The organism is Luteitalea sp. TBR-22, assembly GCF_016865485.1.
Lineage (GTDB): Bacteria > Acidobacteriota > Vicinamibacteria > Vicinamibacterales > Vicinamibacteraceae > Luteitalea.
Genome location: NZ_AP024452.1, coordinates 5,893,604 through 5,916,561, shown reverse-complemented (window position 1 = coordinate 5,916,561; position 22,958 = coordinate 5,893,604). Strand labels below are relative to the sequence as shown.

Annotated in this window: 17 protein-coding genes; 13 read left to right on the top strand and 4 right to left on the bottom strand. The window is 71.5% G+C overall.

Annotation, left to right across the window (positions count from 1 at the left end; translation table 11 throughout):
• Positions 1-168 precede the first annotated feature (168 nt).
• The 8 genes from ftsW (at position 169) to TBR22_RS24310 (ending at position 11,059) form a co-directional block, all read left to right on the top strand.
• Positions 169-1,287 carry a putative lipid II flippase FtsW gene (ftsW, locus tag TBR22_RS24345; protein WP_239490437.1) on the top strand — a complete coding sequence of 373 codons (1,119 nt, stop codon included), beginning with the start codon at positions 169-171 and terminating at the stop codon, positions 1,285-1,287.
• Positions 1,280-2,404, top strand: coding sequence for an undecaprenyldiphospho-muramoylpentapeptide beta-N-acetylglucosaminyltransferase (gene murG / locus TBR22_RS24340; protein ID WP_239490436.1), 1,125 nt, complete (start codon positions 1,280-1,282; stop codon positions 2,402-2,404). The genes ftsW and murG overlap by 8 nt, the downstream gene beginning before the upstream one ends.
• A gap of 1 nt (position 2,405) precedes the next feature.
• Positions 2,406-3,812 (top strand): UDP-N-acetylmuramate--L-alanine ligase, encoded by a 1,407-nt coding sequence (murC, locus tag TBR22_RS24335; RefSeq protein WP_239490435.1) that lies wholly within the window; start codon positions 2,406-2,408, stop codon positions 3,810-3,812.
• Entirely contained in the window at positions 3,812-4,750 is a 939-nt protein-coding gene (locus tag TBR22_RS24330) for a cell division protein FtsQ/DivIB (protein ID WP_239490434.1), read from the top strand. Before murC ends, TBR22_RS24330 begins: the two co-directional genes overlap by 1 nt.
• 29 nt (positions 4,751-4,779) lie before the next feature.
• Positions 4,780-6,018 carry a cell division protein FtsA gene (ftsA, locus tag TBR22_RS24325; protein ID WP_239490433.1) on the top strand — a complete coding sequence of 413 codons (1,239 nt, stop codon included), beginning with the start codon at positions 4,780-4,782 and terminating at the stop codon, positions 6,016-6,018.
• 36 nt (positions 6,019-6,054) lie between these two features.
• Entirely contained in the window at positions 6,055-7,323 is a 1,269-nt protein-coding gene (gene ftsZ / locus TBR22_RS24320; RefSeq protein ID WP_239490432.1) for a cell division protein FtsZ, read from the top strand.
• Positions 7,324-7,536: 213 nt separating this feature from the next.
• Positions 7,537-9,285 carry a radical SAM protein gene (locus tag TBR22_RS24315; RefSeq protein ID WP_239490431.1) on the top strand — a complete coding sequence of 583 codons (1,749 nt, stop codon included), beginning with the start codon at positions 7,537-7,539 and terminating at the stop codon, positions 9,283-9,285.
• 16 nt (positions 9,286-9,301) lie between these two features.
• On the top strand, positions 9,302-11,059 hold the full coding sequence (locus TBR22_RS24310; protein WP_239490430.1) for a hypothetical protein: 1,758 nt from the start codon (positions 9,302-9,304) through the stop codon (positions 11,057-11,059).
• A 9-nt stretch (positions 11,060-11,068) separates the two neighbouring features.
• Here the strand turns inward: TBR22_RS24310 and TBR22_RS24305 are convergent, their stop codons facing one another.
• Positions 11,069-11,377: a hypothetical protein gene (locus TBR22_RS24305; RefSeq protein WP_239490429.1), complete on the bottom strand. Its 309-nt coding sequence runs from the start codon at positions 11,375-11,377 to the stop codon at positions 11,069-11,071.
• Positions 11,378-11,754: 377 nt separating this feature from the next.
• Between TBR22_RS24305 and pgeF the strand changes: the two genes are divergently transcribed.
• A complete protein-coding gene (gene pgeF, locus TBR22_RS24300; RefSeq protein ID WP_239490428.1) occupies positions 11,755-12,528 on the top strand; it encodes a peptidoglycan editing factor PgeF in 774 nt (257 codons plus the stop codon).
• Positions 12,529-12,568: 40 nt separating this feature from the next.
• Here pgeF and TBR22_RS24295 read toward each other — a convergent pair whose 3' ends face one another.
• The 3 genes from TBR22_RS24295 to TBR22_RS24285 form a co-directional block, all read right to left on the bottom strand.
• Positions 12,569-13,054: a reverse transcriptase-like protein gene (locus TBR22_RS24295; protein WP_239490427.1), complete on the bottom strand. Its 486-nt coding sequence runs from the start codon at positions 13,052-13,054 to the stop codon at positions 12,569-12,571.
• A 245-nt stretch (positions 13,055-13,299) separates the two neighbouring features.
• Positions 13,300-14,529 carry an RtcB family protein gene (locus TBR22_RS24290; RefSeq protein WP_239490426.1) on the bottom strand — a complete coding sequence of 410 codons (1,230 nt, stop codon included), beginning with the start codon at positions 14,527-14,529 and terminating at the stop codon, positions 13,300-13,302.
• 116 nt (positions 14,530-14,645) lie between these two features.
• On the bottom strand, positions 14,646-15,377 hold the full coding sequence (locus tag TBR22_RS24285; RefSeq protein WP_239490425.1) for a zinc ribbon domain-containing protein: 732 nt from the start codon (positions 15,375-15,377) through the stop codon (positions 14,646-14,648).
• 171 nt (positions 15,378-15,548) lie between these two features.
• Here TBR22_RS24285 and TBR22_RS24280 point away from each other — a divergent pair, with 171 nt between their 5' ends.
• From TBR22_RS24280 to TBR22_RS24265, 4 genes are all read left to right on the top strand, one after another.
• Positions 15,549-17,798 carry an ATP-binding protein gene (locus TBR22_RS24280; RefSeq protein WP_239490424.1) on the top strand — a complete coding sequence of 750 codons (2,250 nt, stop codon included), beginning with the start codon at positions 15,549-15,551 and terminating at the stop codon, positions 17,796-17,798.
• Positions 17,782-20,772, top strand: a complete 2,991-nt coding sequence (locus TBR22_RS24275) for a chemotaxis protein CheB (protein WP_239490423.1) — start codon at positions 17,782-17,784, stop codon at positions 20,770-20,772. Before TBR22_RS24280 ends, TBR22_RS24275 begins: the two co-directional genes overlap by 17 nt.
• Before the next feature lie 74 nt (positions 20,773-20,846).
• On the top strand, positions 20,847-21,851 hold the full coding sequence (locus TBR22_RS24270; protein ID WP_370651555.1) for a YpdA family putative bacillithiol disulfide reductase: 1,005 nt from the start codon (positions 20,847-20,849) through the stop codon (positions 21,849-21,851).
• Between the two features lie 127 nt (positions 21,852-21,978).
• On the top strand, positions 21,979-22,818 hold the full coding sequence (locus TBR22_RS24265) for an aminoglycoside N(3)-acetyltransferase (protein ID WP_239490421.1): 840 nt from the start codon (positions 21,979-21,981) through the stop codon (positions 22,816-22,818).
• The last annotated feature ends 140 nt before the right edge of the window (positions 22,819-22,958 follow it).

The following is a 22,958-nucleotide window of genomic DNA, read 5'->3' as shown; positions in this document are numbered from 1 at the left end:
AGCCGGCGTGACGCGGTCGGGAGCTGGCCGCTGGGAACGCAGGATGCCCCGTCTTGCGAGGTCTGTGTCCCGGCCCGTACGCCTGCTGATGACTGCTGACCGCTCACCATTCGTTCCGCACCCCATCGTTTCGGGCGCAGCGTGCTGCGCCTTTAGGGGGAGGGTGTCATGGCTCGCAAGCTGAAGTCGGACAAGTGGCTCTTCGGGGCCGCCTTCTTCCTCGTGTGCGTGAGCGTGGTGATGGTGTATTCGGCGCTGGCGGGCAAGGCCATGGACGCCACGTCGATCTCGATGCAGCTGATCGCCCGGCAGGCGACGTGGGTGGCGCTCGGGGCGTTCCTGATGGTCATCGTGATGCGGGTGCCCTATCACTCGTGGCAGCACCCCACCGTGATCAACACCGCCATGGGCGGCGTGTTCGCCGCGCTGTTCCTGCTCGCCGTGCTGAAGCTCGCCGGCGCCGGGCACAACGTCAAGGGGGCGGTCCGGTGGCTCGGGTTCGGCAGCGTCGGCATCCAGCCCTCCGAGTTCGCCAAGCTGGCGGTCATCCTCTTCGTGGCGCGCCTGCTCAGCGAGCGCATGGAGCGGATCAACGACGTGCGCAGCGTCCTCGTGCCCGTCGGCACGGTGCTGGCCACCATGGCGGCGCTGATCCTCTACCAGCCGGACCTCGGTACCACGGTGTCGATCGCGCTGATCGCGTTCTCGATGCTGTTTGCCGCCGGCCTCAGCCTCCAGTACATGGGCGGCGTGGCGATGATCGTCGCGCCCGCCCTGTACGTGCTGGTCTGGATGGTGCCGTTCCGTCGCGCGCGCGTCATGGCGTTCCTCGACCCGTGGGCCGACCCGCTCGGCAGCGGCTTCCAGATCATCCAGTCGCTGATCGCCGTCGGCACGGGCGGCTATACCGGGCGAGGCCTCATGGAGGGCCTGCAGAAGGTCCGCTTCCTGCCCGAGCCGCACACCGACTTCATCTACGCGGTCATCAGCGAGGAGCTGGGGATGGTCGGTTCGCTCGCCATCCTGTTGGCGCTGCTCGTCATCGGCTGGCGCGGCCTGCGCATCGCCGCCAACGCCCAGGACCGCTTCGGCACGTTCCTCGCCGTGGGACTCACCACGATGATGGCCGTCCAGGGGCTGATCAACATCAGCGTGGTGCTGGGGCTGCTGCCGACCAAGGGCCTGCCGCTCCCGTTCGTCAGTTCCGGCGGGTCGTCGATGCTGGTCAACCTGATCGGCCTCGGCATCCTGCTCAACGTGTCCCAGCACGCCTCGATCGATGCCTGAGGCGCCCCAGATGCAGACCCCGGGCACGCGGCCCCGCCACGTGGTGATCGCCGGCGGCGGCACCGGGGGACACCTGTACCCGGGCATCGCCGTGGCGCATGCGCTGCGCCGGCGCGACCCGCGCACGGTCGTGACCTTCGTCGGCACGGCGCGCGGCATCGAGGCACGCATCGTCCCGCAGGAGGGGTTCGACCTGGACGTGATCCGGAGCGCGGGCCTGAAGGGCAAGAGCGCCGGGGCCGTCGCCCGCGGCGTGGGCGTGCTGCCGCTCAGCGCGCTGGACGCCTGGCAGGTCATCTCGCGGCGTCGCCCGGATCTGGTGATCGGCGTCGGCGGCTACAGCTCCGGTCCCGTGGTGGCCCTCGCCGCGGCGCGCGGCATCCCGACGCTCCTGCTCGAGCAGAACGCGACTCCGGGCCTCACCAACCGGTGGCTGGCCCGTCTGGTGGACGCCGCCGGCGTCACCTACGAGTCGTCACTGCGGTTCTTCCACGGCCACGGGTTCGTGTCCGGCAACCCCGTGCGCGAGGCGTTCCTCGCGATCGGGCCGCGGCCGGCCACGGCGGTTGAACGGAGGGTGCTCGTCTTCGGAGGTTCCCAGGGTGCAAACGCGATCAATCAGGCGATGGTGGCGGCAGCGGCGCACGTTCGTGAACTGGCGGAGCAGGGTTGCAGCATCGTGCACCAGACGGGAGAGCGCGACCTCGAGGCGGTGAAGGCCGGGTACGCGGCTGCCGGCCTGACCGCCGACGTGCGGCCGTTCATCAGCGACATGCCACAGCAGATGGCCGCCGCCGACGTCGTGGTGTGCCGGGCCGGCGCCACCACGCTCGCCGAGCTCACGGCGGCCGGGCGGGTCGGGATCCTCATCCCGTTCCCGCAGGCCACCGACGATCACCAGCGGGCCAACGCGCGGACGCTCGAGGCAGCCGGCGCCGCCGTGATGCTCGACGAGGTCGGGCTCACCGGCGAACGGCTCGCCCAGGAGATCCGCGGGCTGCTGCTCGACGACGAGCGGCGGCAGGCGATGGCGACGCGGGCCCGCGGACTGGCGCGGCCCGACGCGGCCGACGTGATCGCGGCGAAGGCCGAGTCGCTCATGCAGGAGGGGCGCTGACATGTCGGGCCCCAGGCACGTGCACTTCGTCGGGATCGGCGGCATCGGCATGAGCGGCATCGCCGAGCTGCTGGTCAACCTCGGGTACGTGGTCAGCGGATCGGACGCGCGGTCCACCGACATCACGCGACGGCTCGCGTCGATGGGCGTGCGAGTGCACGAGGGACACGACGCCGCGCACGTCGGCGACGCCCACGTGGTGGTCGTCACGTCGGCGGCCCGGCAGGACAACCCCGAGATCGTCGAGGCACGGCGCCGCGGCGTGCCGGTCATCGCGCGGGCCGAGATGCTCGCCGAACTGATGCGCCTGCGCCGCATCGGCATCGCCATCGGCGGCGCGCACGGCAAGACGACGACCACGTCGATGGTGGCGCTCATGCTCGAGCGCGCCGGGCTCGACCCGACCGCGGTCATCGGCGGCCGGCTCAGCGCCTTCGGCAGCAACGCGCGCCTGGGGCAGGGCGACGTGATCGTCGCCGAGGCCGACGAGAGCGACGGCTCGTTCCTGAAGCTCTCGCCGGTGATCAGCGTGATCACCAACGTCGATCGCGAGCACCTCGATCACTACGGCACCTTCGAGCGGGCGCTCGACGCGTTCGTCGAGTTCGCCAACAAGGTGCCCTTCGACGGCGCGGTGGTCGTGTGCGCCGACGATCCCGTGCTGGCCGGCCTGCTCCCCCGCATGACGCGCACGGTGGTGACCTACGCCACCGACCACCAGGACGCGACGCTGGTGGCGCGCGACATCGAGAGCGGCAACGGGCAGTCGTCGTGCACCGTGTGGCGCCGTCCCTCCCGCGGCGACGCCGGCCAGGCGCACGAGTGCCTCGGGCGCCTGACGATCCACGTGCCCGGCCGGCACAACCTCCGCAACGCGTTGGCGGCGGTCGGCGTCGGGCTCGAGCTCGACGTGCCCTTCGACCGCATCGTCGCCGGCCTGGCGGAGTTCCGTGGCGCCGAGCGGCGGCTGCAGGTGGTCGGCGAGCGCGCCGGCGTCCTGGTGGTGGACGACTACGGTCATCACCCGACCGAGATCGCCGCCGTAGTCGCCGCGTGCCGCGAGGCCTGGAGCCGACGGCTGGTGCTGCTGTTCCAGCCGCACCGCTACACGCGCACCGCCGGTCTGATGGACGAGTTCGCCGACGTGCTCGCGCGCGCCGACCAGGTCTGCCTGCTGCCGATCTACGCCGCGAGCGAGGATCCGCTGCCGGGCATCTCCTCGGCCGCCCTCGCCGAGCGCATCACGGCCCGCCACGCCATGCCCGTCACGCTGATCGACGGCCTGGACGTCGCGCCCGACACCGTGGCGGCACTGGCCCGGCCCGGCGACCTGGTGGTGACGCTGGGCGCCGGATCGGTCGGCAGCCTCGGACCGCGCCTGCTGGACGCGCTCGGGGGAGGCGCCTGATGCCGCCGCGCACGCCCGTACGCGGCACCCGCCGGGTGCCCGGGACCGCGACCCGCGACCCGCGGTTGCTGCGTGCCCGTGACGGCGGCGCCCGCGGCGCGCAGGCCTGGCGCGCCCGTGCCTGGACCGTCGCGCGCATCGCCACGCTGGCCGTCGCGCTGGTCGGGTCGGGCTGGTACGTGCAGGACGTGATGACCAGCAGCGAGGCGTTCGCCGTGCAGCGACTGCACGTGATCGGCGTGTCGCGCCTGTCGCAGGGCGAGGTGCAGGGCCTGCTCGACGGACTGGTGGGGCGCAACATCGTCAGGACCAGCCTCGAGCCGTGGCGCCAGAAGCTGCTGGCCTCGCCGTGGGTGCGCGAGGCGAGCCTGCGCCGGGCGCTGCCGTCGACCATCGAGGTGCGCATCACCGAGCGCCTGCCGATGGCGGTGGCGCGGGCCGGCGACCTGCTGCTGTTGATCGACGAGCAGGGCGCGGTGGTCGACGAGTTCGGGCCCCGTTACGGGCGGCTGGACCTGCCGATCGTCGACGGCCTGATCGATCCGGCGGCGGCGCCCCAGACCCCGCCCGACGAGGCGCGCGTGGCGCTGGTCTCGTCGGTGCTCGTGTCGCTGCGCGACGCCAGCCTGCTCGGGCGGGTGTCGCAGATCGACGTCCGCAACCCGCGCAACGTCGTCGTCATGCTCTCGGGCGATGCCGCACAGCTGCAGGTCGGGCACGAGCGGTTCGCCGAGCGCGTGCAGGGCTACCTGGACATGCAGGAGCGGCTCGCCCGCATGGTCCAGCAGGTGGAATCGGTGGATTTGCGGTTCGACAACCGCGTGTACGTCCGCCCGCGCAAGGCGGGCGTGACCTTCGCGTCGATGCCACAGGTCCCCGACGGGGAAACCGTGGCGGAAGCGCTGGCGGAGCCAGAGGACGCTGATGAACAGCACTGAACTCATGAGGCAACCAGTGGGAGGGCACCGTGCCTCGGAATGAACGATACCTGGTCGGCCTCGACGTCGGGACGACCAAGGTCGCCGCGATCGTCGGCGAGGTCACCGACGACGGCGGGGTGGAGATCATCGGCATCGGCACCGCCGACGCGCGCGGCATCCGTCGCGGCGCGGTGGTGAACCTCGAGGAGGCCGTCGAGTCGATCAAGAAGGCGGTCGAGGAAGCCGAGCTCACGGCCGGCATCGAGATCGACTCGGCCTACCTGACGCTCTCGGGCGCGCACATCAAGGGCTTCAACAGCCGGGGCGTCGTCGCCGTCTCGGGCAAGACGCGCGAGATCACGCGCGAGGACGTCCGGCGCGCCATCGACGCCGCCAAGGCCTTCGCCCTGCCGAGCGGCCGCGAGATCCTGCACGTGCTGCCGCAGGACTTCGCCGTCGACGACGAGGAGGGCATCGCCGATCCCGTCGGGATGACCGGCTCGCGCCTCGACGTCAACGTCCACATCGTGACCGGCGGCGCGGCGTCGATGCAGAACCTGATCGCCTGCGTCAATCGCGCCGGCGTCAACGTCGTCGACACGGTGCTCGAGCAGATCGCGGCCGCCGAGGCCGTGCTCACGCCCGACGAGCGCGAGCTCGGCGTCGCCGTGGTCGACATCGGCGGCGGCACCACCGACTTCGCGATCTTCGAGCGCGGCAGCCTCTGGCACACGGGCGTCGTCGCGATCGGCGGCGACCACTTCACCAACGACATCGCCGTCGGGCTCCGCACGCCGGTGCCGGACGCCGAGAAGCTGAAGCGCCGCTGCGGCTGCGCGCTGAACTCGATGGTCGGCGAGGACGAGACGATGGAGGTGGCCAGCGTCGGTGGCCGTCGGCCGCGCGTCATGTCGCGCCGCATCCTGTCGCAGATCCTGCAGCCGCGCGCCGAGCAGGTGTTCCACATGCTGTGGGACGAAATCGACAAGGCCGGCTGCAGCAACTCGCTGCACTCGGGCATCGTGCTGACCGGCGGCGGCGCGGCCCTCGACGGCATGGCCGAGATCGCCGAGCAGATCTTCGACCTGCCGGTGCGCCGCGGCGTGCCGGCCGGAGCCGCCGGGCTCGGCGATCAGGCCAGCAGTCCGATCTATGCGACGGCCGTCGGCGCCGTCATGTACGCGAGCCGCAACCGGCCCACCGCGCCAGCCTCGTCGCCGATCGGCGTCCGACGGCTGCTCGAGGCCGTCAGCTCGCTGTTCAACAATTTCTTCATCGGGCGTTGAGACGTCGGTAACGGGAACGGGGACGGGGGAGAACGCATGTACATCAACGAACTTGACGGCACTGGCCGTCGACGCGGCGCCGGCAGCGCCGAGGATCAGGCACTGCGGCTGACGCTCGACACGGAGGTGCGCGCCGGCGCGCGGATCAAGGTGGTGGGCGTGGGCGGCGGCGGCAGCAACGCCGTCAACCGCATGGTGCGCTCCGGCGTCAGCGGCGTGGAGTTCATCGTCGCCAACACCGACCTGCAGGCACTGCAGCAGAGCCCCGCGTCGACCAAGATCCAGATCGGCGGGAAGCTGACCAAGGGCCTCGGCGCCGGCGCCGATCCCAACGTCGGCCGCAACGCCGCGCTCGAGGACACCGACCGCCTGATCGAGGTGCTCGACGGCGCCGACATGGTGTTTGTCACGACCGGCCTCGGCGGCGGCACCGGCACCGGGGCCGCGCCCGTCATCGCCAGCCTCGCCACCGAGCTCGGCGCGCTGACGATCGCGGTCGTCACCAAGCCCTTCAAGTTCGAGGGCAAGCGCCGGTCCGAGCAGGCCGAGCGCGGCCTGACCGACCTGCGCGAGTGCGTCGACACGGTGATCACCATCCCCAACGAGCGCCTGCTCGCGACGATCGACCGCCGCACGCCGCTGCCGGAAGCGTTCGCGGCCGCCGACGACATCCTGCGGCAGGCCATCCAGGGCATCTCGGACCTCATCCTCGTGCCCGGCCTGATCAACCTCGACTTCGCCGACGTGAAGACGATCATGTCGCACATGGGCCTGGCCATCATGGGCACCGGCGTCGCCGAGGGCGAGGACCGCGCCATGCAGGCCGCCAACCGCGCGATCTCCAGCCCGCTGCTCGAGGACGCGTCGGTCAAGGGCGCCCGCGGCGTGATCATCAACGTGACCGGCGGCACCGACATCTCGCTGACCGAGGTCGCCGAAGCCTCGGCCATCATCCAGGACGCCGCGCACGAGGATGCCAACATCATCTTCGGCGCCGTGGTCGACCCGACGATGGCCGGCACCATCAAGATCACGGTGATCGCCACCGGCTTCGACAAGCCCGGCACGTCGCAGCACACCCCGAGCCGCACCCCCGTCGGCCTGGCGGAGTACCAGACGCACGGGAACTGGACCCCGCCGGCGGCCACCGGCACCTCGGGCATCGCCTTCACCCCGGGGCGCCGCTCTCCGGTGGCGCCGCCCCCGATGCTGCTCGACGACGATCGGCACCTGGCCACCGGTACCGACGACGCCGCGCCTGTCGACTTCACGCCGTCGTTCCTGAACCGCGGGCACGACAGCTAGCACTCCAAGGCGTCCACCCGGGCGCCCGTCAGGGCCGGCGACCCCCGTCCGCCGGCCCCGTCGAACTTTCGTCCGTCCGGCGTCCGGCCCGTCGTCCGGGCGCCGGAACTCGTCAGCGCGACCCGCCTCGGCCGGCGGCCGCGTGCTAGATTGGGATGTTCCCCCCGTGCCCACGGACCCGTGTCGGGCTCCCCGGCCGGGCGGCATCCCCTCATGAAGGCGCAGGACCTCCGCGATCGTGCCCGGGCCACTCTGGCCCGCGAAGCTGGCGCACTCGTGAAACCGCACGGGCAGCGCCTCCGCGTCGCGCTCGCCTTCCCGAACACCTACAGCATCGGGATGTCGAACCTCGGCTTCCAGACCGTCTACCGTCTCTTCAACGAGATGGACGACGTGGTCTGCGAGCGGGTGTTCCTGCCGCCGCGGCAGGAACTGCAGGAGCAGCGCGCCGCCGGCCTCAAGCTCCTGACGATCGAGTCGCAGACCCCGGTCAAGGAGTTCGACGTCTTCGCGTTCTCGGTCTCCTTCGAATGGGACTACCCGAACGTGCTGACGATGCTGCGGCTGGCGGGGCTGCCCATCTACGCGTCGGAACGACAGCAGGGGCGCGACCCGCTGGTGGTGCTCGGCGGGGCGGTCACGTTCGTCAACCCCGAGCCCCTCGCGCTGTTTGCCGACGTCGTCGCCGCCGGCGAGGGCGAGGTGCTGGTGCCGACGCTCGTGCAGAAGATCCGCGAGGCCACCGGCCGCGCGTCGCTGCTCGAGTCGCTGGGCCACGAGCGGGGCTTCTACATCCCGTCGGCGTGGACCCCCGAGTACGCGCCCGACGGCACCCTGCGCGGCATGGTGGGCGATCCGGCACGCGGCGGCGCGGCACCGGTGCGGAAGGCGGCCGTCAAGGGCACCGACCTGCTCGATCCGCCCCACACGCAGGTGTTCACGCCCGACACCGAACTGGGATCGCGATTCCTCATCGAGGTGGTGCGCGGCTGCGCCAACCTGTGCCGGTTCTGCTGGGCAGGCTACAACTACCTGCCGGTGCGCGCGTTCGACACCGGCCGTATCCTCGCGCTGGCCGAGGCAGCCCGGCCCTACGCCAATCGCGTCGGCCTGGTGTCGATCGCCCTGTGCGACCACCCGGACATCGAGCTGATTCTCGAGCGGCTGGCCGGGATGGGGTACTCGATCAGCCCGGCGTCGCTGCGCCTCGACGACCTGAACGAACGCATCGTGCGTCGCCTGGTCGACAGTGGCGAGCGCGGCGTGACCATCGCGCCGGAGGCCGGATCGGACCGGCTGCGGCGGGTGATCAACAAGACGTTCACCAACGAGGAGATCCTCGACAAGGCCCAGCTGCTGTTTGCCAACGGCGTCGAGAACCTCAAGCTGTACTTCATGATCGGCCTGCCCACCGAGACCGACGAGGACCTGGTGGCGATGCGGGACCTGACCGCGCAACTGCGCGGCATCATGCTCGACCAGCAGCGCAGCCGCGGCCGCATCGGCCGGATCGTCGCCAGCGTGAACCCGCTGATCCCCAAGCCGGGCACGGCGTACCAGTGGCTGCCGATGGAGGATCCCGCCATCACCGACAGGAAGGCCAAGCGGCTGAAGAAGCTGGTGGCCGACCTCGACAACGTGTACTTCACGGTCAAGTCGGAGCGGCACTCGTACTACCAGGCACTGATGTCGCTCGGCGACCGGCGCGTCGCGCCGGTCATCGACATCGTGGAGCGCAACGGCGGCAACTGGCGCGAGGCCGTGGAGGCAGCGGGCGTCGACGCGGCCTTCTACATCTTCCGCGACCGCAGCCGTGACGCGTTCATGCCGTGGGACGTCATCGATGCCGGCATGAAGGACGCGTTCTTCCGCAGCGAGTTCGACAAGGGGATGCGCGGCGAATGGACGCTGCCCCCCAAGCGCCAGCAGGAGAACGCCAGGCTCCTGCCCGTGTTGCCCTGACACGAACCGCCCTGCCGTGGAGTCTCGCCGTCCCGCGGCCACCCTGCTGGCCTCGCTCGCCTGGTGTGCCGCGTGCATCGCCGCGATCGTCGTGGTCATGGGGCCGTTGTCGGTGCCCGCCATCCGTCTCTCCATCTCCGATCCCACCCGCCCGAGTGCGGTGGCGGCCCTGCTCCTGATTGCGGCCATCGCCCTGCGACGCAGCCTGGCCGGACTGCTCGACGACCTCTCCCGCAGCGTCGTCCCGTACGCTGCGACACTCGTGCTGGCCGGCGCGCTGATGGCCGCGCTCCTCGGTGTCAGGGGCGCCACCAACGTCGGCGGCGCCGACTCCGCCGGATACCTGCTGCAGGCGCGCCGCTGGCTGCACGGCCAGGTCAGGCAACCGCTGCCCCTCGTGGTGCCGGGCCTGCCGGGCGCGTGGCCGCAGAGCACGCTTGGCACGCGGCCCGATCCCCACGGCACCGGCACGGTGCCCACCTACCCACCGGGCCTGCCGTGGCTCGAAGCGCTGGCCCTCGCGGCCGGCGGCGAGGCGCTGGCCGTGCGCGGACTGCCGCTGGCGGCCGCCCTCGCCGCCCTGCTCGGCCTCTGGGCCCTCGCGCGCCCCCGCGTGGGGCCGGCAGGGGCGGCGTTCGCGGTGGTCACGCTCGCGTCCTTGCCGACCTTCCTCTACCAGGCACTGCAGCCGATGTCGGACGTGCCGGCGCTCGCGGGCTGGATCGTCGCGCTGGCGCTGGCCGGCCGTCGGTCAGGCGCGGCGCTGGCAGGCGCCAGCATCGCGACGCTGGTCACCATCCTCGTGCGGCCGAACCTCGCGCCCCTCGCCCTGCCGGTCGCCTGGCAGGCGTGGACCTCCTCCTCGCCCCGGCGGCCGGCCGCCCGCGCCCTGGCCATCGGCGCGTCGACCATCGCCGCCGTGGTCATCGTCGCGCTCGTGCAGTGGCGACTCTACGGGTCGCCGACGCAGTCGGGATACGGCAGTGCATCGGAGCTGTTCGCGCTCTCCAACGTCGCGTCGAACCTCCGCCTCTATCCCGGGTGGATCCTGGAGTCGTGCGGAGCAGCCACCGTACTCGCCCTGGTCGCCGGCCTCGCGTGGTGGAGCGTGCAGGCCGTGCGTCAGCCGCAGGCTCGTCCCCCGATCGCCATGGCCCTCCTCACGCTGGTGCTGTACCTCGTGTACGCGCCGTTCGACTCCTGGAGCTACCTGCGCTTCATCCTCGTGCCGCTCGCCATCCTGCCTGTCGGGGCGGGCGCACTGTTGGCCACGCGCGAGGACTGCCGCGCGCCGCGGTGGCGATTCCCCGTCTTCGCGGTGGCCGTGCTGGTCGTGGTGCTGCCCAACCTCGTGCAGGCCCGGAGACTGACCGTGTTCAGCGTGCGACAGCGCGAGTTCCGCTACCAGGCCGCCGGCGAGTTCGTCCGCTCGCAGTTGCCCGCGACGGCGATCGTCGTCGCCACGCAGCACAGCGCCTCGGCTGCCTACTACGGGCAACGCCCGGTGGTGCGCGCGGACCTGCTCACGCCCGATGCGTTTGCCGCGCTCGTGAACTGGGCCCGCGCCGCACGGCGACCGATCGCGTTCGTGCTCGACGAGGCCGAGCCGGCCATGCTGCGCCAGCGGTTCGGCGAGCAGGGCCCGGCGGCGCTCGACTGGCCGCCGAGGGCCGAGGTCGGGCGACCGGTGGCGACGCGCGTGTGGGTCGACGAGGACCGCGAGCCATATCGGGCCGGAGGCCGCGTGCGTACGACGAGGATCACCGGGCCCTGACGCTCCCGATCAGCGCGCCAGCGCGTTCTGCGACTCATGCTGCGTGTAAGCGGCCAGGATCTCCTCGCGCAGGCGGTCCTGCGAGTCGACATCGCCGATGGGCCGCAACAGCGAGAAGCTGCGTCGCTCGCCGTTGACCGAATAGGTCCGCGCCGGGAACGTCACGTTCCGCCGGCCGGAGGGCGACCGGCGCTCCCAGATGGCAAAGCCGATCAGCTTCAGGCCGACGAGCGGCCCGTCAGGGAAGTGGAGTTCGGCCTCGGCGAGCTTGCCGGCGGGGCTGGCCTGGTCGTTGGCGGCGACGATCTTGATGGTCATGGTGCGCTCCTCCGTATGGCGCCACCAGGGCCGGTGGCGGATTGGCGGACGGAGACCCGGCGTCGGCCGTCTGGCCGGAGTGGCGACATGGCGCCACATGATCGGGGTCCTCCGTCCACCCTCACCCGTTCCACGAACCGCGCCAACCGTCGCCCGTTCCCGGCCCATTCGCGTAAGTTCATGAATACCAGTCACTTGTGGCGACGGTCGCGCGACGCGCCCGGCCAGCGCTCGGCGTTCCCGCGCAGGTCGTGACAACCGCGGTTACCGGCGACGCCGCCACGCCGCGCCAGTTCTGGCCATTGGCGCGGACATCGCGGCGGTGGCCGCAGGTGACCGCAGTTGGCCGGGGGCAACCCGCGTTGCATGATGGAGTGATGCTCCCCGCGCCGATGCCGCCCTTCGAGTGGGTGGACACGCCATGGGGGACGGCGCTGCAGTGCGCTGCCCTCCGTCCGTACGCCCGCCACGTGTTCAGCGCGCGCGGCCTCGACGTGCCGCACGCCGATGCGGGCGAGGGATGGGGGCTGCTGGCCTCCTGGATCGGCGTGGCGACCGACGACGTCTGGAGACTCCGGCAGGTACATGGGGTGGAGGCGCACACCCATGGCGTGGCGCCGTGCGACGGCACCTGGCCGGCCGGCGACCTGCTGGCCACCGATCGCCATGACGTGGCCCTGGCGATCAGGACCGCCGACTGTGTGCCGCTGCTCTACGCCGACGCGCGCGGTGGGGCCGTGGCCGCCGTGCACGCCGGCTGGCGCGGCACGGTGGCCGGCGCCTCAGGCCGCATGGTCGAGATCATGCGGGCGCGATTCGGGACGGCTCCTGCCGATCTGGTCGTCGCGATCGGCCCGTGTGTGGGGCCCGACGCGTACGAGGTCGGTCAGGACGTGGTTGATGCCTTCGCCGCCACCTGGCCGGCCGAGGTGGCGCGAGGCACCTGGTGGCGTGCCGGAGCAACCGCAGGCAAGTACCTGCTCGACCTCTGGACGATCACCCGCGACCAGCTCGCACTGGCGGGCGTCGCGCCCGAGCGCATGCACCTTGCGGGGCTGTGCACGGTGACGCATCACGACGTGCTGCACTCCTATCGGGTCGATGGGGCAGCGGCCGGGCGCATGGTGGCGGCGATTCGGAGACGTTCGTAAACGCCGAACGCCGAACGCCGTTCGCTGTTCGGCGGTGGGCTCACTCCACGTCGAAGTCGAATCGCGGCGCGGCGGGACGCGCATGAGCGGGGCGTGGGGGGCGCGGGATGCTGATCGCGCGCGGGGCGAGCGGCTCCTCGGGCGCCGGCGCCTTCTTCAGTGGCGCCACTTCCTCCGCGACGGGCTTGCCCTCCACCATGTCCATCGCGCGGTTGGACAGCGCGTCGGCCACCTTGTTCTGCTCCCGCCGCACGTGCTCGAACGTCACCCGCCCGAGCCGGCCGATCAGCGCGCGCGCCTCGGCGTGCAGCACCTGCATCTGCGCGTGCTTCACCTTGTACTCGCCACGCATCTGCTTGATGACCAGCTCGGAGTCCATCTTCACGCGCACCTGGTCGTGGCCGTGTTCGACCGCCCACGTCAGCGCGGCGATCAGCCCCGAGTACTCGGCCACGTTGTTGGTTGCATGGCCCAGCGGCCCGACGAGCTCGGCAAGCGTCGCGCCCGCCTCATCGAGGATGTGCACTCCATAGCCTGCCGGCCCGGGATTGCCCCGCGCGCCCCCGTCCGTGTACGCCGTGATCATCGCGACGATCGTAGCCGATGCTCGCCCGTGGGTCGGCAGTGGGCATGCCGCAATCGACGCCACCGGCCCGGCTTTCCGGTACCCGGTACCCGGTACCCGGAACCCGGTGCCCGGCATCCGGCGCTCCGTGCCCGGTGCCCGGTAGCCGGTGCCCCGGTGCCCGGTGCCCGGTGCCCGGTGCCCGGTCAGTCCTTGTATGGATCCACCTCGTGGGCGCCGGCCATCACGACGATGAGGGGGCGGAGGGTATGGAGGACGCGGACGGTGCCGCGCTGGTGGGCGAGGACATCGGGCAGGCGGCGGTACACGTGCGGGCTCTCGTCGGTGCCCCCGCCACGCAGCACGACGCCCTTGCGCTCGACCCATTCGCGCATCATCTGCGGTGAGATGGCACCGGGCAGGCGGACACGTCCCGTGCGCCTGTCGACCTTGCCGGCCGCTTGCGTCCGCGACATCACCCGCCCGGCTCCGTGCACCGTCGAGAACAGCGCGCGGCGCTGCAGGTCGTGCACCTCCGGCGCCACGTGGCGCGCGGTGTCCACGCCTTCCACGATCACCGCGTCGTCTCCCATCGACCCGCCGACGAAGCCCCGCTGACCCGGGTAGGCCGGCGTGGCGCCCTTGCGCACCACGATCAGGTCGTCGCCCCAGTGCCGCTCCCGCCAGGCGAAGTTGTGGTGGTTGTGCACCAGGTCCTGCTCCCGCGCGCCGAGCAGCCCGACGACCTTTCGGGCGACCCATTCGCGCCCCGCGTACGCGTACCGCCCCGCGAGCGTCATCAACGCCCAGTAGTCGGCCCCGATGGACCTGTCGACGTCGAGCAGCACCTCACGCTCGGGGACGCGCGCGCCCCACCTGGCGCCCTGCGACAGCGCCAGGAACGCCGACGCGATCGTGTGACCGAAGCCCCGGCTGCCGAAGTGCACGCCGACCCAGAGCCGGTCGGCCTCGTCGGCGAAGACGTCGACGTAGTGGTTGCCGCTGCCCACCGTGCCGAGCTGCGAGCGGGCCTTGTCGCGCAGTGCCTGCCGCTGGCCGCGGGGCACCGCCTCCCACGCCGCGTCCTCGAACAGCGCGTCGTCGGTCGGGGCGTCGTCGGCGCGATTGCGCCGGCCGAGGCCGAAGCTCACCGTCGACGCGATGTCGTCGGCCAGGGTGGCCAGCGCCGCGTGCCGCTCGGCGGCCGTCGCGCCGAGGTCGTCGAGGTACGCGTCGGTCAGGATGGCGGCGTTGCCACAGGCGATGTCGAACCCGACGCCGACCACCGACACCTTGTTCCGGTAGGCGGCCACCCCACCGATCGGCATGACGTAACCGACGTGCCCGTCGGCCATCAGGGCGACGCGGTCGGCGCGCGAGGCCACGTCCCGCAACTGGCGCAGCGTGGCCTCGTCGTGCTCACCGAAGATCTGCATGGGATCAGGCTACACACTCGGAACACCGGACTCGCCGCGCGCCGTCAGGCGCCCATCGGCGGGTCTCGAACGCCGCACGCCGCACGCCGGGCGCCGACGCTCGACGGGTGAGCCGTTCAGGCGGGCGGGGCCGGGGGGGCGGCCGGCTTGACCGCGTACAGCAGGCGCGTGCAGTTCTCGCACTGCATGATCTGCTCGCCCTTGCGGACGGCCGATGCGAGCATGGGGCGGATCCTGACGTTGCAGGCGATGCAGAGGTCGCCTCTCAGTTCGCCGACCGCGCCGCGTGGATAACGCTTCGACACGCGGTCGTAGAGGGCGAGTGCTCCGGCGTCGATGGTGGGCCGGAGCGCGGTGATGCTGCCCTCGATGTTGGCCAGCTCGAGCTTGTGCCGCTGTGTCTCGTCGGCGAGGCTGGCCAGCGCCACCCCCGACGCGTCCTCGCGGCTGGCCAGCACCTGCCGGGCGTGCTCGGCTTGCGGAGTCAACTCGTCGAGCTCGAACAGCAGCGCGATGGTCTGGTCCTCGCGCGCCTTCAGGTCGGCCTCGGCGGTGGCGATTTCGTGCTGCGCGGCGTCGTACTCGCGCGAGTTGGTCACCGCCATCAACTGCTGCCGGTACTTGGTCAGCCGCTGCTGGATGGCGGCCACGTCGCGATCGCCGGTGCGGCGCTGCGCCTGGCGGTCGTCGATGGTGCGCGTGAGCGCCTCGAGGGCGGCCCGTGCTTCCAGGACCGGCACCTCGATGTCGCGGCGACGCTGGTCCACCATGTCGATGTCGGCGCGGAGCGCGGCGGCCTGCCGCTCGAGATCCTGGAGGCGGCGCAACTGGTCGAGGCTGGGATGCACGACAGGGACGGTATCACCGCCAGCGGGACGCGGGTACCGGTGCCGAGCCCACGGGCACGATCCTGCGCCCGGTTCCGAGGAGCAAGCTCTACCTTTTTGATGGCCTGACGATTATGCTGCCGGAGGGTGGCGGCGTGCGCGGGTTCACGGTCTGCCACAGGCCGACGCGTGATGCTCCCCCACGATGCGACGGACGTCGCCGACAAGGACGATACCGATCTGCTCGGGTTGCTGCAGTACGTTCCGGAACCTCACGCAGTGGTTTCGGCGCATGGGCGGATCCTTGCCTTGAACTCGGCGGCCCGGACCGAGTTCCCGCGACCGGCGGTGCTCGAGCAGGCCCTCGCCGGCGTGCCCATGGGGACGCACCATGTCGCGATCGTGGCGCGCGGCCCGGTGCGCCATGCCACGGTCACCCAGACGCCCGTGCGGCTGCCGGATGGCACGGCGGCGCGCCTCGTGCGGCTCCACGCGCCCCCGGCACCGGCCGAGGCACCCGCGGACCTGCTCGCCCAGCAATCGCTGCTCGACGCCCTGCCGGCGGAGGCCGTCATCCTGGACCCTGCCGGAGTGATCCAGGCCGCCAACGTCCGCTGGCGCATCGCTGCCCGCCAGCGCGGGCCGCTGCTGGCCGATGATGGGGTCGGCAGCCGGTACCTGGCCGCCTGCCGCAGCGTGATCGAATCGCGTGAGGGGCGCACCGCCGTCGAGGTCGCCACCGGCCTGCGCGACGTGTTGAGCCGTCGAGCCCTGGCCTTCGAACACACCTATCCGCACGTGGACCGCGATGGGGTGGCGCATTACCGCCTGATGGCGTCCGCCCTCGAGGAGACCCCCTGGACGCTGGTCACGCACACCAACGTGACCGAGGCCCACGAGGCCGCCGAGCGACAGCGCGAGCTCACCGCCCACTTCCGCGCCGTGTTCGACCATGCGATCGACGGCATCCTCATCGCCGACGACCAGGGGCGGTGCGTCGAGGCCAACAAGGCGGCCTCCGCCCTGCTCGGGCGCCCCGAGGAGGAGGTGCTGCGGCTGCACCTGCGCGAGGTGTTCCCGGACTTCGACACGGTGTGGCGCGACCTGCTTCGCCGCGGCGAGCAGCACGGCTCCCTGCGCATCGAGCGACCGGGCCGACCGCACGTGGACATCGACTTCTCGGCGCGGGCCGGGTTCTTCCCGGGGCGCCACCTGACGGTCCTGCGCGACGTGACGGCGGCCCGCCTCGTCGAGGAACAGTTGCGGCACGCGCAGAAGATGGAGGCCGTCGGGCAGCTGGCCAGCGGCATCGCCCACGACTTCAACAACCTGCTGACCGTCGTGATCGGCAACGTCTCGCACCTCGAGGACCTGCTGGCGGCCCCGTCAGGATCCGACGTGGTGCTGCCCGGGCTGCTCGCGGACGCGGCACGTCGGGACCTCGGCAAGGTGATGTGGTCGGCCGAGCGGGGCGCCGAACTGGTCAAGAAGCTGCTGGCATTCGGCCGCAAGCAGCGGTTCCAGCCCGCGCGCCTCTCGATCTCCGGGTTCGTGCGCGACCTGCATCAGGTGCTCCGACGGCTGGTGCCCGAGAACATCCGCGTGGAGGTCCTCGCCGAGGGCGACCTGGCCGTCATGGGTGACCTCGGGGCGCTCCACCAGGTCGTCTTCAACCTCACCACCAACGCCCGCGACGCCATCGGCAGACGCGACGGCGTCGTGCGCATCAGCGTGGCCTCGCTGGCCGGCGCCGATGTGGCGTGGCTGCCCGAGGCCGCCCAATCGCGGGCGTACGCGGCGCTGTCGTTCGAGGACAACGGGTGCGGCATGGACGCCGAAACCCTGAGGCGCATCGGCGAGCCGTTCTTCACCACCAAGGGCGTCGGGGAGGGCAGCGGGCTCGGCATGGCGATGGTCTACGGCCTGGTCCAGCAACATGGTGGGCACATGCACGTGGAAAGCCGCGTCGGCGAGGGGACGAGCGTCGTGGTGCTGCTCCCGCTCGTCGACGGGGCCACCGACGCCGAGCCGGCAGGCGCGCCGAAGTCGACTGTGGCCGCAGGGGGACGCGAGCAGGTGCTGGTGGTCGAGGACGAGCCCGCCGTCCGCGAGATCGCGGCGCGATCCCTCGAACTGGCGGGTTACCGCGTCCTCACGGCCGCCGACGGCGCCAGTGCGGCGGCCATCCTGGCCGAGCACGGCGACGCCATCGACCTGGTCGTGTCCGACCTGGTGATGCCGACCGGCGGCGGCGCGGCCGTGGTCGAGGCGGTGGCCCGCCTGGCGCCGCGTGCCCGTCTGCTGCTCACCTCGGGCTACCCGAGTCGTCCGTCGCAGGGCGTCAGTCCGGATCTGCCGGACGCGCCCCTGCTCCAGAAGCCCTGGACTCCCTCCCAACTCCAGATGACTGCACGGCGGATCCTCGATGAACGACGCGACTGATTTCCGTTCGACCGACATCGCCGGCGCCACGGACCGCATGCCTGTGTGCGCCGTCGGGGCGAGCGCCGGCGGCCTCGAGCCGCTCGAGCGGTTCTTCGCCCACGTCCATCCCCCCACCGGTATGGCGTTCCTGGTGGTGCAACACCTCTCGCCGGACCACAAGAGCCTCATGGCGGAGTTGCTGGCCCGTCATACGCGCTTGCGGGTGATCAGGGCCGCCGACGGCATGGCGCTCGAGCCCGACACGATCTACCTGAATCCCCCCAAGACCGACATGGTGCTCGAGGGGAACCGGCTGCGGCTCCACGAGCCGACGCTCAGCCCCGGCTCGCTGCACCTGCCCATCGACGTCTGCTTCCAGTCGCTCGCGGCCGCGCTTGGCGAACACGCCATCGGCGTCATCCTCTCGGGCTCCGGCAGCGACGGCACGCGGGGGGCACGGGCCATCAAGGAAAGCAACGGCCTGGTCCTGGTGCAGTCGCCCGACGAGGCGCAGTTCGACGGCATGCCGCAGTCGGCCGTGTCGACGGGCCTGGCCGACCAGGTGGCCGACGTCGCCGAGTTGCCCACCCTCGTCCAGCGGTACGCGGCGCTGCTCGCCAGGGCGACGAGCGCCTCACCGCAGCCGCGGACCGGGCTCGCGCCCGAGTCGCAGTACCAGCGCGTGCTCACGCTGCTCCGCGAGCGGCTCGGCGCCGACTTCTCCGGCTACAAGCCGCAGACGATGCTGCGCCGCATGGAGCGGCGCATGGGCTTGCTGCGCGGCCTCGACTGGGACCAGTACCTCGCCCTCCTCGAGGACTCGCCCACCGAGTTGCGGCAACTGCAGCGCGATCTCCTGATCGGCGTCACGCGCTTCATGCGCGACCCCGAAGCCTTCGCGGTCCTGCGCGACCGGGTCATCCCGGACCTGATGCGGCAGGCCGCCCGCGAGCGCGAGCTCCGCGTGTGGGTTCCTGCCTGCTCCACCGGCGAGGAGGCGTACTCCATCGCGATGCTGCTGCTGGAGCAACTGCCCAAGCAGGGGCCGGCGCCCCTGGTGAAGGTCTTCGCCACCGACATCGATCCCGACTCGGTCGAGTTCGCATCCAACGGGCTCTATCCGGAAAGCATCGCCGCCGACCTCGAGCCCGAGCGCCTGTCGCGGTTCTTCCTGCGCGACGGCGATCGCTTCCGCGCCGCGCGGGCCCTGCGCGAGCACGTCATCTTCGCCCGCCACAACCTGCTGCGGGATCCGCCGCTGACGCGCATGCACCTGGTGTCGTGCCGGAACATGCTGATCTACCTGCAGCCCGACGTGCAGCCGAGGGCAATCGCCCTGCTCGGCTACGCACTGCAGCCGCAGGGCATCCTCTTCCTCGGCCCGAGCGAGACGCTCGGTGGCCTGGCGCACCTGTTCGAGCCCGTCGACGCGCGTTGGCGGCTGTACCGCTCGCTGAGCCCGTCGCGGCAGCGGCTGCTCGAGGTCATGCCGATCGCCGGGCGGCGCATCACCCTGCCCGACGAGGGCAGCCGGCCGCGCGTCCGGGCCGGCCTGCACGATCCCGGCCTGCTGGAGCGCGTCTACCAGGAACTGGCCGACGTCCTGCAGTTGCGCTGCCTCGTGCTCGACGCCGACTTCAACCTGCTGCACACGTTCGGCGACGCCGGCGCTTTGCTCCAGGTGCCGCAGGGGCGCTCGACCCTCGAGATCGCCCGGTTGCTGCCGCGCCAGCTGGCCACGACCCTGCGCGCCGCGCTCGCGCGCACGATCAAGACCGGGATGGACGTCTCGTACGAGAACGTCGACCCCGGCGACGGCTCCACGCCGCTCCGCATCCAGGTGCGGCCGATCGATCTCGGCCCCGATCGCGGGCGCTGCTTCGTCGTGTTCTTCTCGCGCGGCACCAACCCGCTCGCCGACCTGCCGTCGGAGGCCATCCAGAGCGACAGCCGCGCCGAGTCGCGCATCGCCGTGCTCGAGCAGGAGCTCCAGTACTCGCGCGAGCACCTGCAGGCGACGATCGAGGAACTCGAGACCTCCAACGAGGAACTGCAGGCCACCAACGAGGAGCTGCTGGCCTCCAACGAGGAACTGCAGAGCACCAACGAGGAACTGCAGTCGGTCAACGAGGAACTGCACACCGTCAACGCCGAGTACCAGAACAAGATCGCCGAGCTGACCGGCCTCAACAACGACATCGACAACCTCCTCCGCACCAGCGGCGTCGGCGTCGTCTTCCTCGACCACGAGCTGCGGCTGCGCAAGTACACGACGGCCGCCACCCGCATCCTCAACCTGCTGCCGCACGACATCGGCCGGCCGATCGACCACGTCGTGCCGACCGCGCACGACATCGACCTGGTCGCGCCGGCCAGGCGGGTCCTCGGACACGGCGTGCCCGAGTCGATCGACGTCACGCTGCCGGACGGCTCCGAGGTCCTCGTGCGGGTGTTGCCGTACCTCGACGAGATGCAGCAGCGCAGCGGCCTCGTGGTGGTGATGCTGGAGGTCTCCGAACTGCGCGACCGGGAGCGGCAACTGCAGGCGATCATCGACGCCATCCCCGGCAACGTCGCGGTGCTCGGCCCCGACGGCGTCATCCTGCGGGCCAACCGCCACTGGGCCGAGTTCGCCTCGGCCAACCAGGCGCCCGCCGTCGTCGGCAGCGGCGTCGGGCTGAACTACCTCGAGGCGTGCCGCTCGCAGCCGGGCGATCCGATCGCGATCGCGGCGGCCGACGGGATCCGGGGCGTGCTGAGTCGGCAGCTCCCGGCGTTCGACCTCGAGTATCCCTGCCACGCTCCGCAGCAGCGCCGGTGGTACCGCATGGTGGTCTCGCCGCTGGCCACCGGTGGCGCCGTCGTGCAGCACTTCGACATCAGCCAACGGGTCCTCAGGGAGGAACACCTCAGGGACTGGGTCGCCGCGGTCCGGGCGCTCGACCTTCCGGGCCTGCGGGAGCGACTGCCGGCCGACGTGCCGCCCGCCTGAGGGAGGTTCACGGCCCTCCGGGCGGCCGGAGCGGCGACAATGGAGCCGTGCAGAACGGCGAGACGTCCGAACCGATCCTCGACCTGCTTGTCGTCGGCGCCGGCCCGGTGGGGCTGGCGTGCGCCATCGAGGCCCGGCGCCACGGCCTGCGGGCGCGCGTGCTCGACAAGGGCGCCCTGGTGAACTCCATCGTCGGCTACCCGGCGCGGATGGAGTTCTTCTCGACGCCGGACCTCATCGAGATCGGCGGCCACCCGTTCCCGGTGCAGGGATACAAGCCGACGCGCGAGGAGGGGCTCGAGTACTACCGGGGCGTGGCGGCGCGTGAAGGCCTCGACGTGCGGTTGTACGAGCGGGTGACCGCGCTGAAGGGCACGCGCGGCGATTTCCGCGTCGAGACCTCGCGCGCGACCCATCACGCCCGGCACGTCGTCCTGGCCACGGGCTTCTTCGACATCCCCAACCCGCTCGGCGTGCCCGGCGAGGACCTGCCCAAGGTCACCCACTACTACCGCGAGCCGTTCCCCTACGTGCAGCAGCGGGTCGCCGTCGTCGGTGCGCGCAACTCGGCGGCCAAGGCGGCACTCGACTGCTACCGCCACGGCGCCGAGGTGACGATGGTGGTGCGGGCGCCGGCGTTGTCGGAGACGGTCAAGTACTGGATCAGGCCCGACCTCGAGAACCGCATCAAGGAGGGAACCATCCGCGCGTACTTCTCGTCGACCATCGAGGTGATCCGCGAGGAGTCGCTCCTCCTGAGAACGCCGGAGGGCGCCGTGGAGATTCCCAACGACTTCGTGCTGGCAATGACCGGCTACCGTCCGGACTTCGCGTTCCTCGAGACGCTCGGCGTGACGTTCGCGGCCGACGAGTTCCGCACGCCGATCTTCGACGAGGCGACGTTCGAGACGGCGCGGGCCGGCCTGTTCGTGGCCGGCACCGTGTGCGGGGGCCTGAAGACCAACCGCTGGTTCATCGAGAACGGGCGCTTCCACGCGCAGCAGATCGTCAGGCACATCGCCGGGCAGCATCCGGAGGCGATCCGCTTCGGCGAGATGCACTGGAAGACGGAGGAGTGACGAGTGACGAGTGACGTTTGACGTTTGACGTCAAGCGACGCAAGGCTCGAGAGCCACCGGCCCCGGATCTGAATGCTTTCCGAGCCCTGAGCCCCTGAGCCCCTGAGCCGTAAGTCGTAAGCCGACAATGTTCTCCCGATCCGATCTCGTCCTTGACGCGCGCGCCCTCGGCATCAGGGAGGGCGACCTGCTGATGATCCATGCGTCTGTGCGTGCGGTGGGACCGGTCATCGGCGGCCCCGACCAGATTCACCTCGCGTTGAAGGATGCCGTGGGCGACGACGGATCGCTCTTCATGTACGCGTCGTGTCCGGCGTACTACGACGAGGTCGGGCGGGGCGACCACGCACCCGAGGTCGAGGCCCGATTGCTCGAGGCGTTGCCGGCCTTCGACCCGGCGACGGCCCGATCGGCGCGCGACAACGGCGCGCTGGTCGAGCTGCTGCGCACCTGGCCGGGCACGGTGGCCAACGACCACGTGGTGCGCTTCGTCTGCCGTGGCCCCCACGCGGCGCAGCTCTTCGCCCCACAGGCCTGGAACTACGCGTACGGGGACGACTCGCCGTTGGCCCGGTTCGCGGCCCTCGGCGGCCGCATCCTGCTGCTCGGCAGCGACCACGATCAGGTGACCTTCCTCCACCACGCCGAGCACCTCGTCGACGTGCCCGGCAAGCGGGTCGTCCGCTACGAAGTGCCCCGGCTGGTGGACGGGCAGCGGGTGTGGACGCCTTGCGAGGAGTTCGACACCTCCGAGCCGGCTCATCCCGCCTGGCCGGAGGACTTCTTCCGCCGCATCACGGACGCGTATCTGGCCAGGACGGGCAACGCCGGCGGCCGCATCGGCCTGGCCGACTGCTGGGTCATGGACGCCGAGCCCCTGAAGCGCTTCGCCCTCGAGGTGATGCGCGCCCTGGTCGAGGCCCCTGAGGACGCCGCCGCCCTGCTGGCCGGCGCCCGGCCCCGCTGACTGTCCCTCCCGCCTCCCCACTCCCGACTCCCGCCTCCCCACTCCCGACTCCCAACTCCCCACTCCCCACTCCCGACTCCCGCCGCCTTGCCGCCCGGGCCCGAAGCGGCTTACAGTCGCCACAGATCAGGATGTCCATC

Bases quoted from the DNA above. Each gene is read 5' to 3' on its own strand.
- TBR22_RS24305 (WP_239490429.1), bottom strand. From the start codon at position 11,377: ATGACCATCAAGATCGTCGCCGCCAACGACCAGGCCAGCCCCGCCGGC.
- pgeF (WP_239490428.1), top strand. From the start codon at position 11,755: ATGCTCCCCGCGCCGATGCCGCCCTTCGAGTGGGTGGACACGCCATGG.
- murC (WP_239490435.1), top strand. From the start codon at position 2,406: ATGTCGGGCCCCAGGCACGTGCACTTCGTCGGGATCGGCGGCATCGGC.
- ftsW (WP_239490437.1), top strand. From the start codon at position 169: ATGGCTCGCAAGCTGAAGTCGGACAAGTGGCTCTTCGGGGCCGCCTTC.
- TBR22_RS24265 (WP_239490421.1), top strand. From the start codon at position 21,979: ATGTTCTCCCGATCCGATCTCGTCCTTGACGCGCGCGCCCTCGGCATC.
- TBR22_RS24330 (WP_239490434.1), top strand. From the start codon at position 3,812: ATGCCGCCGCGCACGCCCGTACGCGGCACCCGCCGGGTGCCCGGGACC.
- TBR22_RS24275 (WP_239490423.1), top strand. From the start codon at position 17,782: ATGAACGACGCGACTGATTTCCGTTCGACCGACATCGCCGGCGCCACG.
- TBR22_RS24315 (WP_239490431.1), top strand. From the start codon at position 7,537: ATGAAGGCGCAGGACCTCCGCGATCGTGCCCGGGCCACTCTGGCCCGC.
- ftsZ (WP_239490432.1), top strand. From the start codon at position 6,055: ATGTACATCAACGAACTTGACGGCACTGGCCGTCGACGCGGCGCCGGC.
- murG (WP_239490436.1), top strand. From the start codon at position 1,280: ATGCCTGAGGCGCCCCAGATGCAGACCCCGGGCACGCGGCCCCGCCAC.
- TBR22_RS24280 (WP_239490424.1), top strand. From the start codon at position 15,549: ATGCTCCCCCACGATGCGACGGACGTCGCCGACAAGGACGATACCGAT.
- TBR22_RS24290 (WP_239490426.1), bottom strand. From the start codon at position 14,529: ATGCAGATCTTCGGTGAGCACGACGAGGCCACGCTGCGCCAGTTGCGG.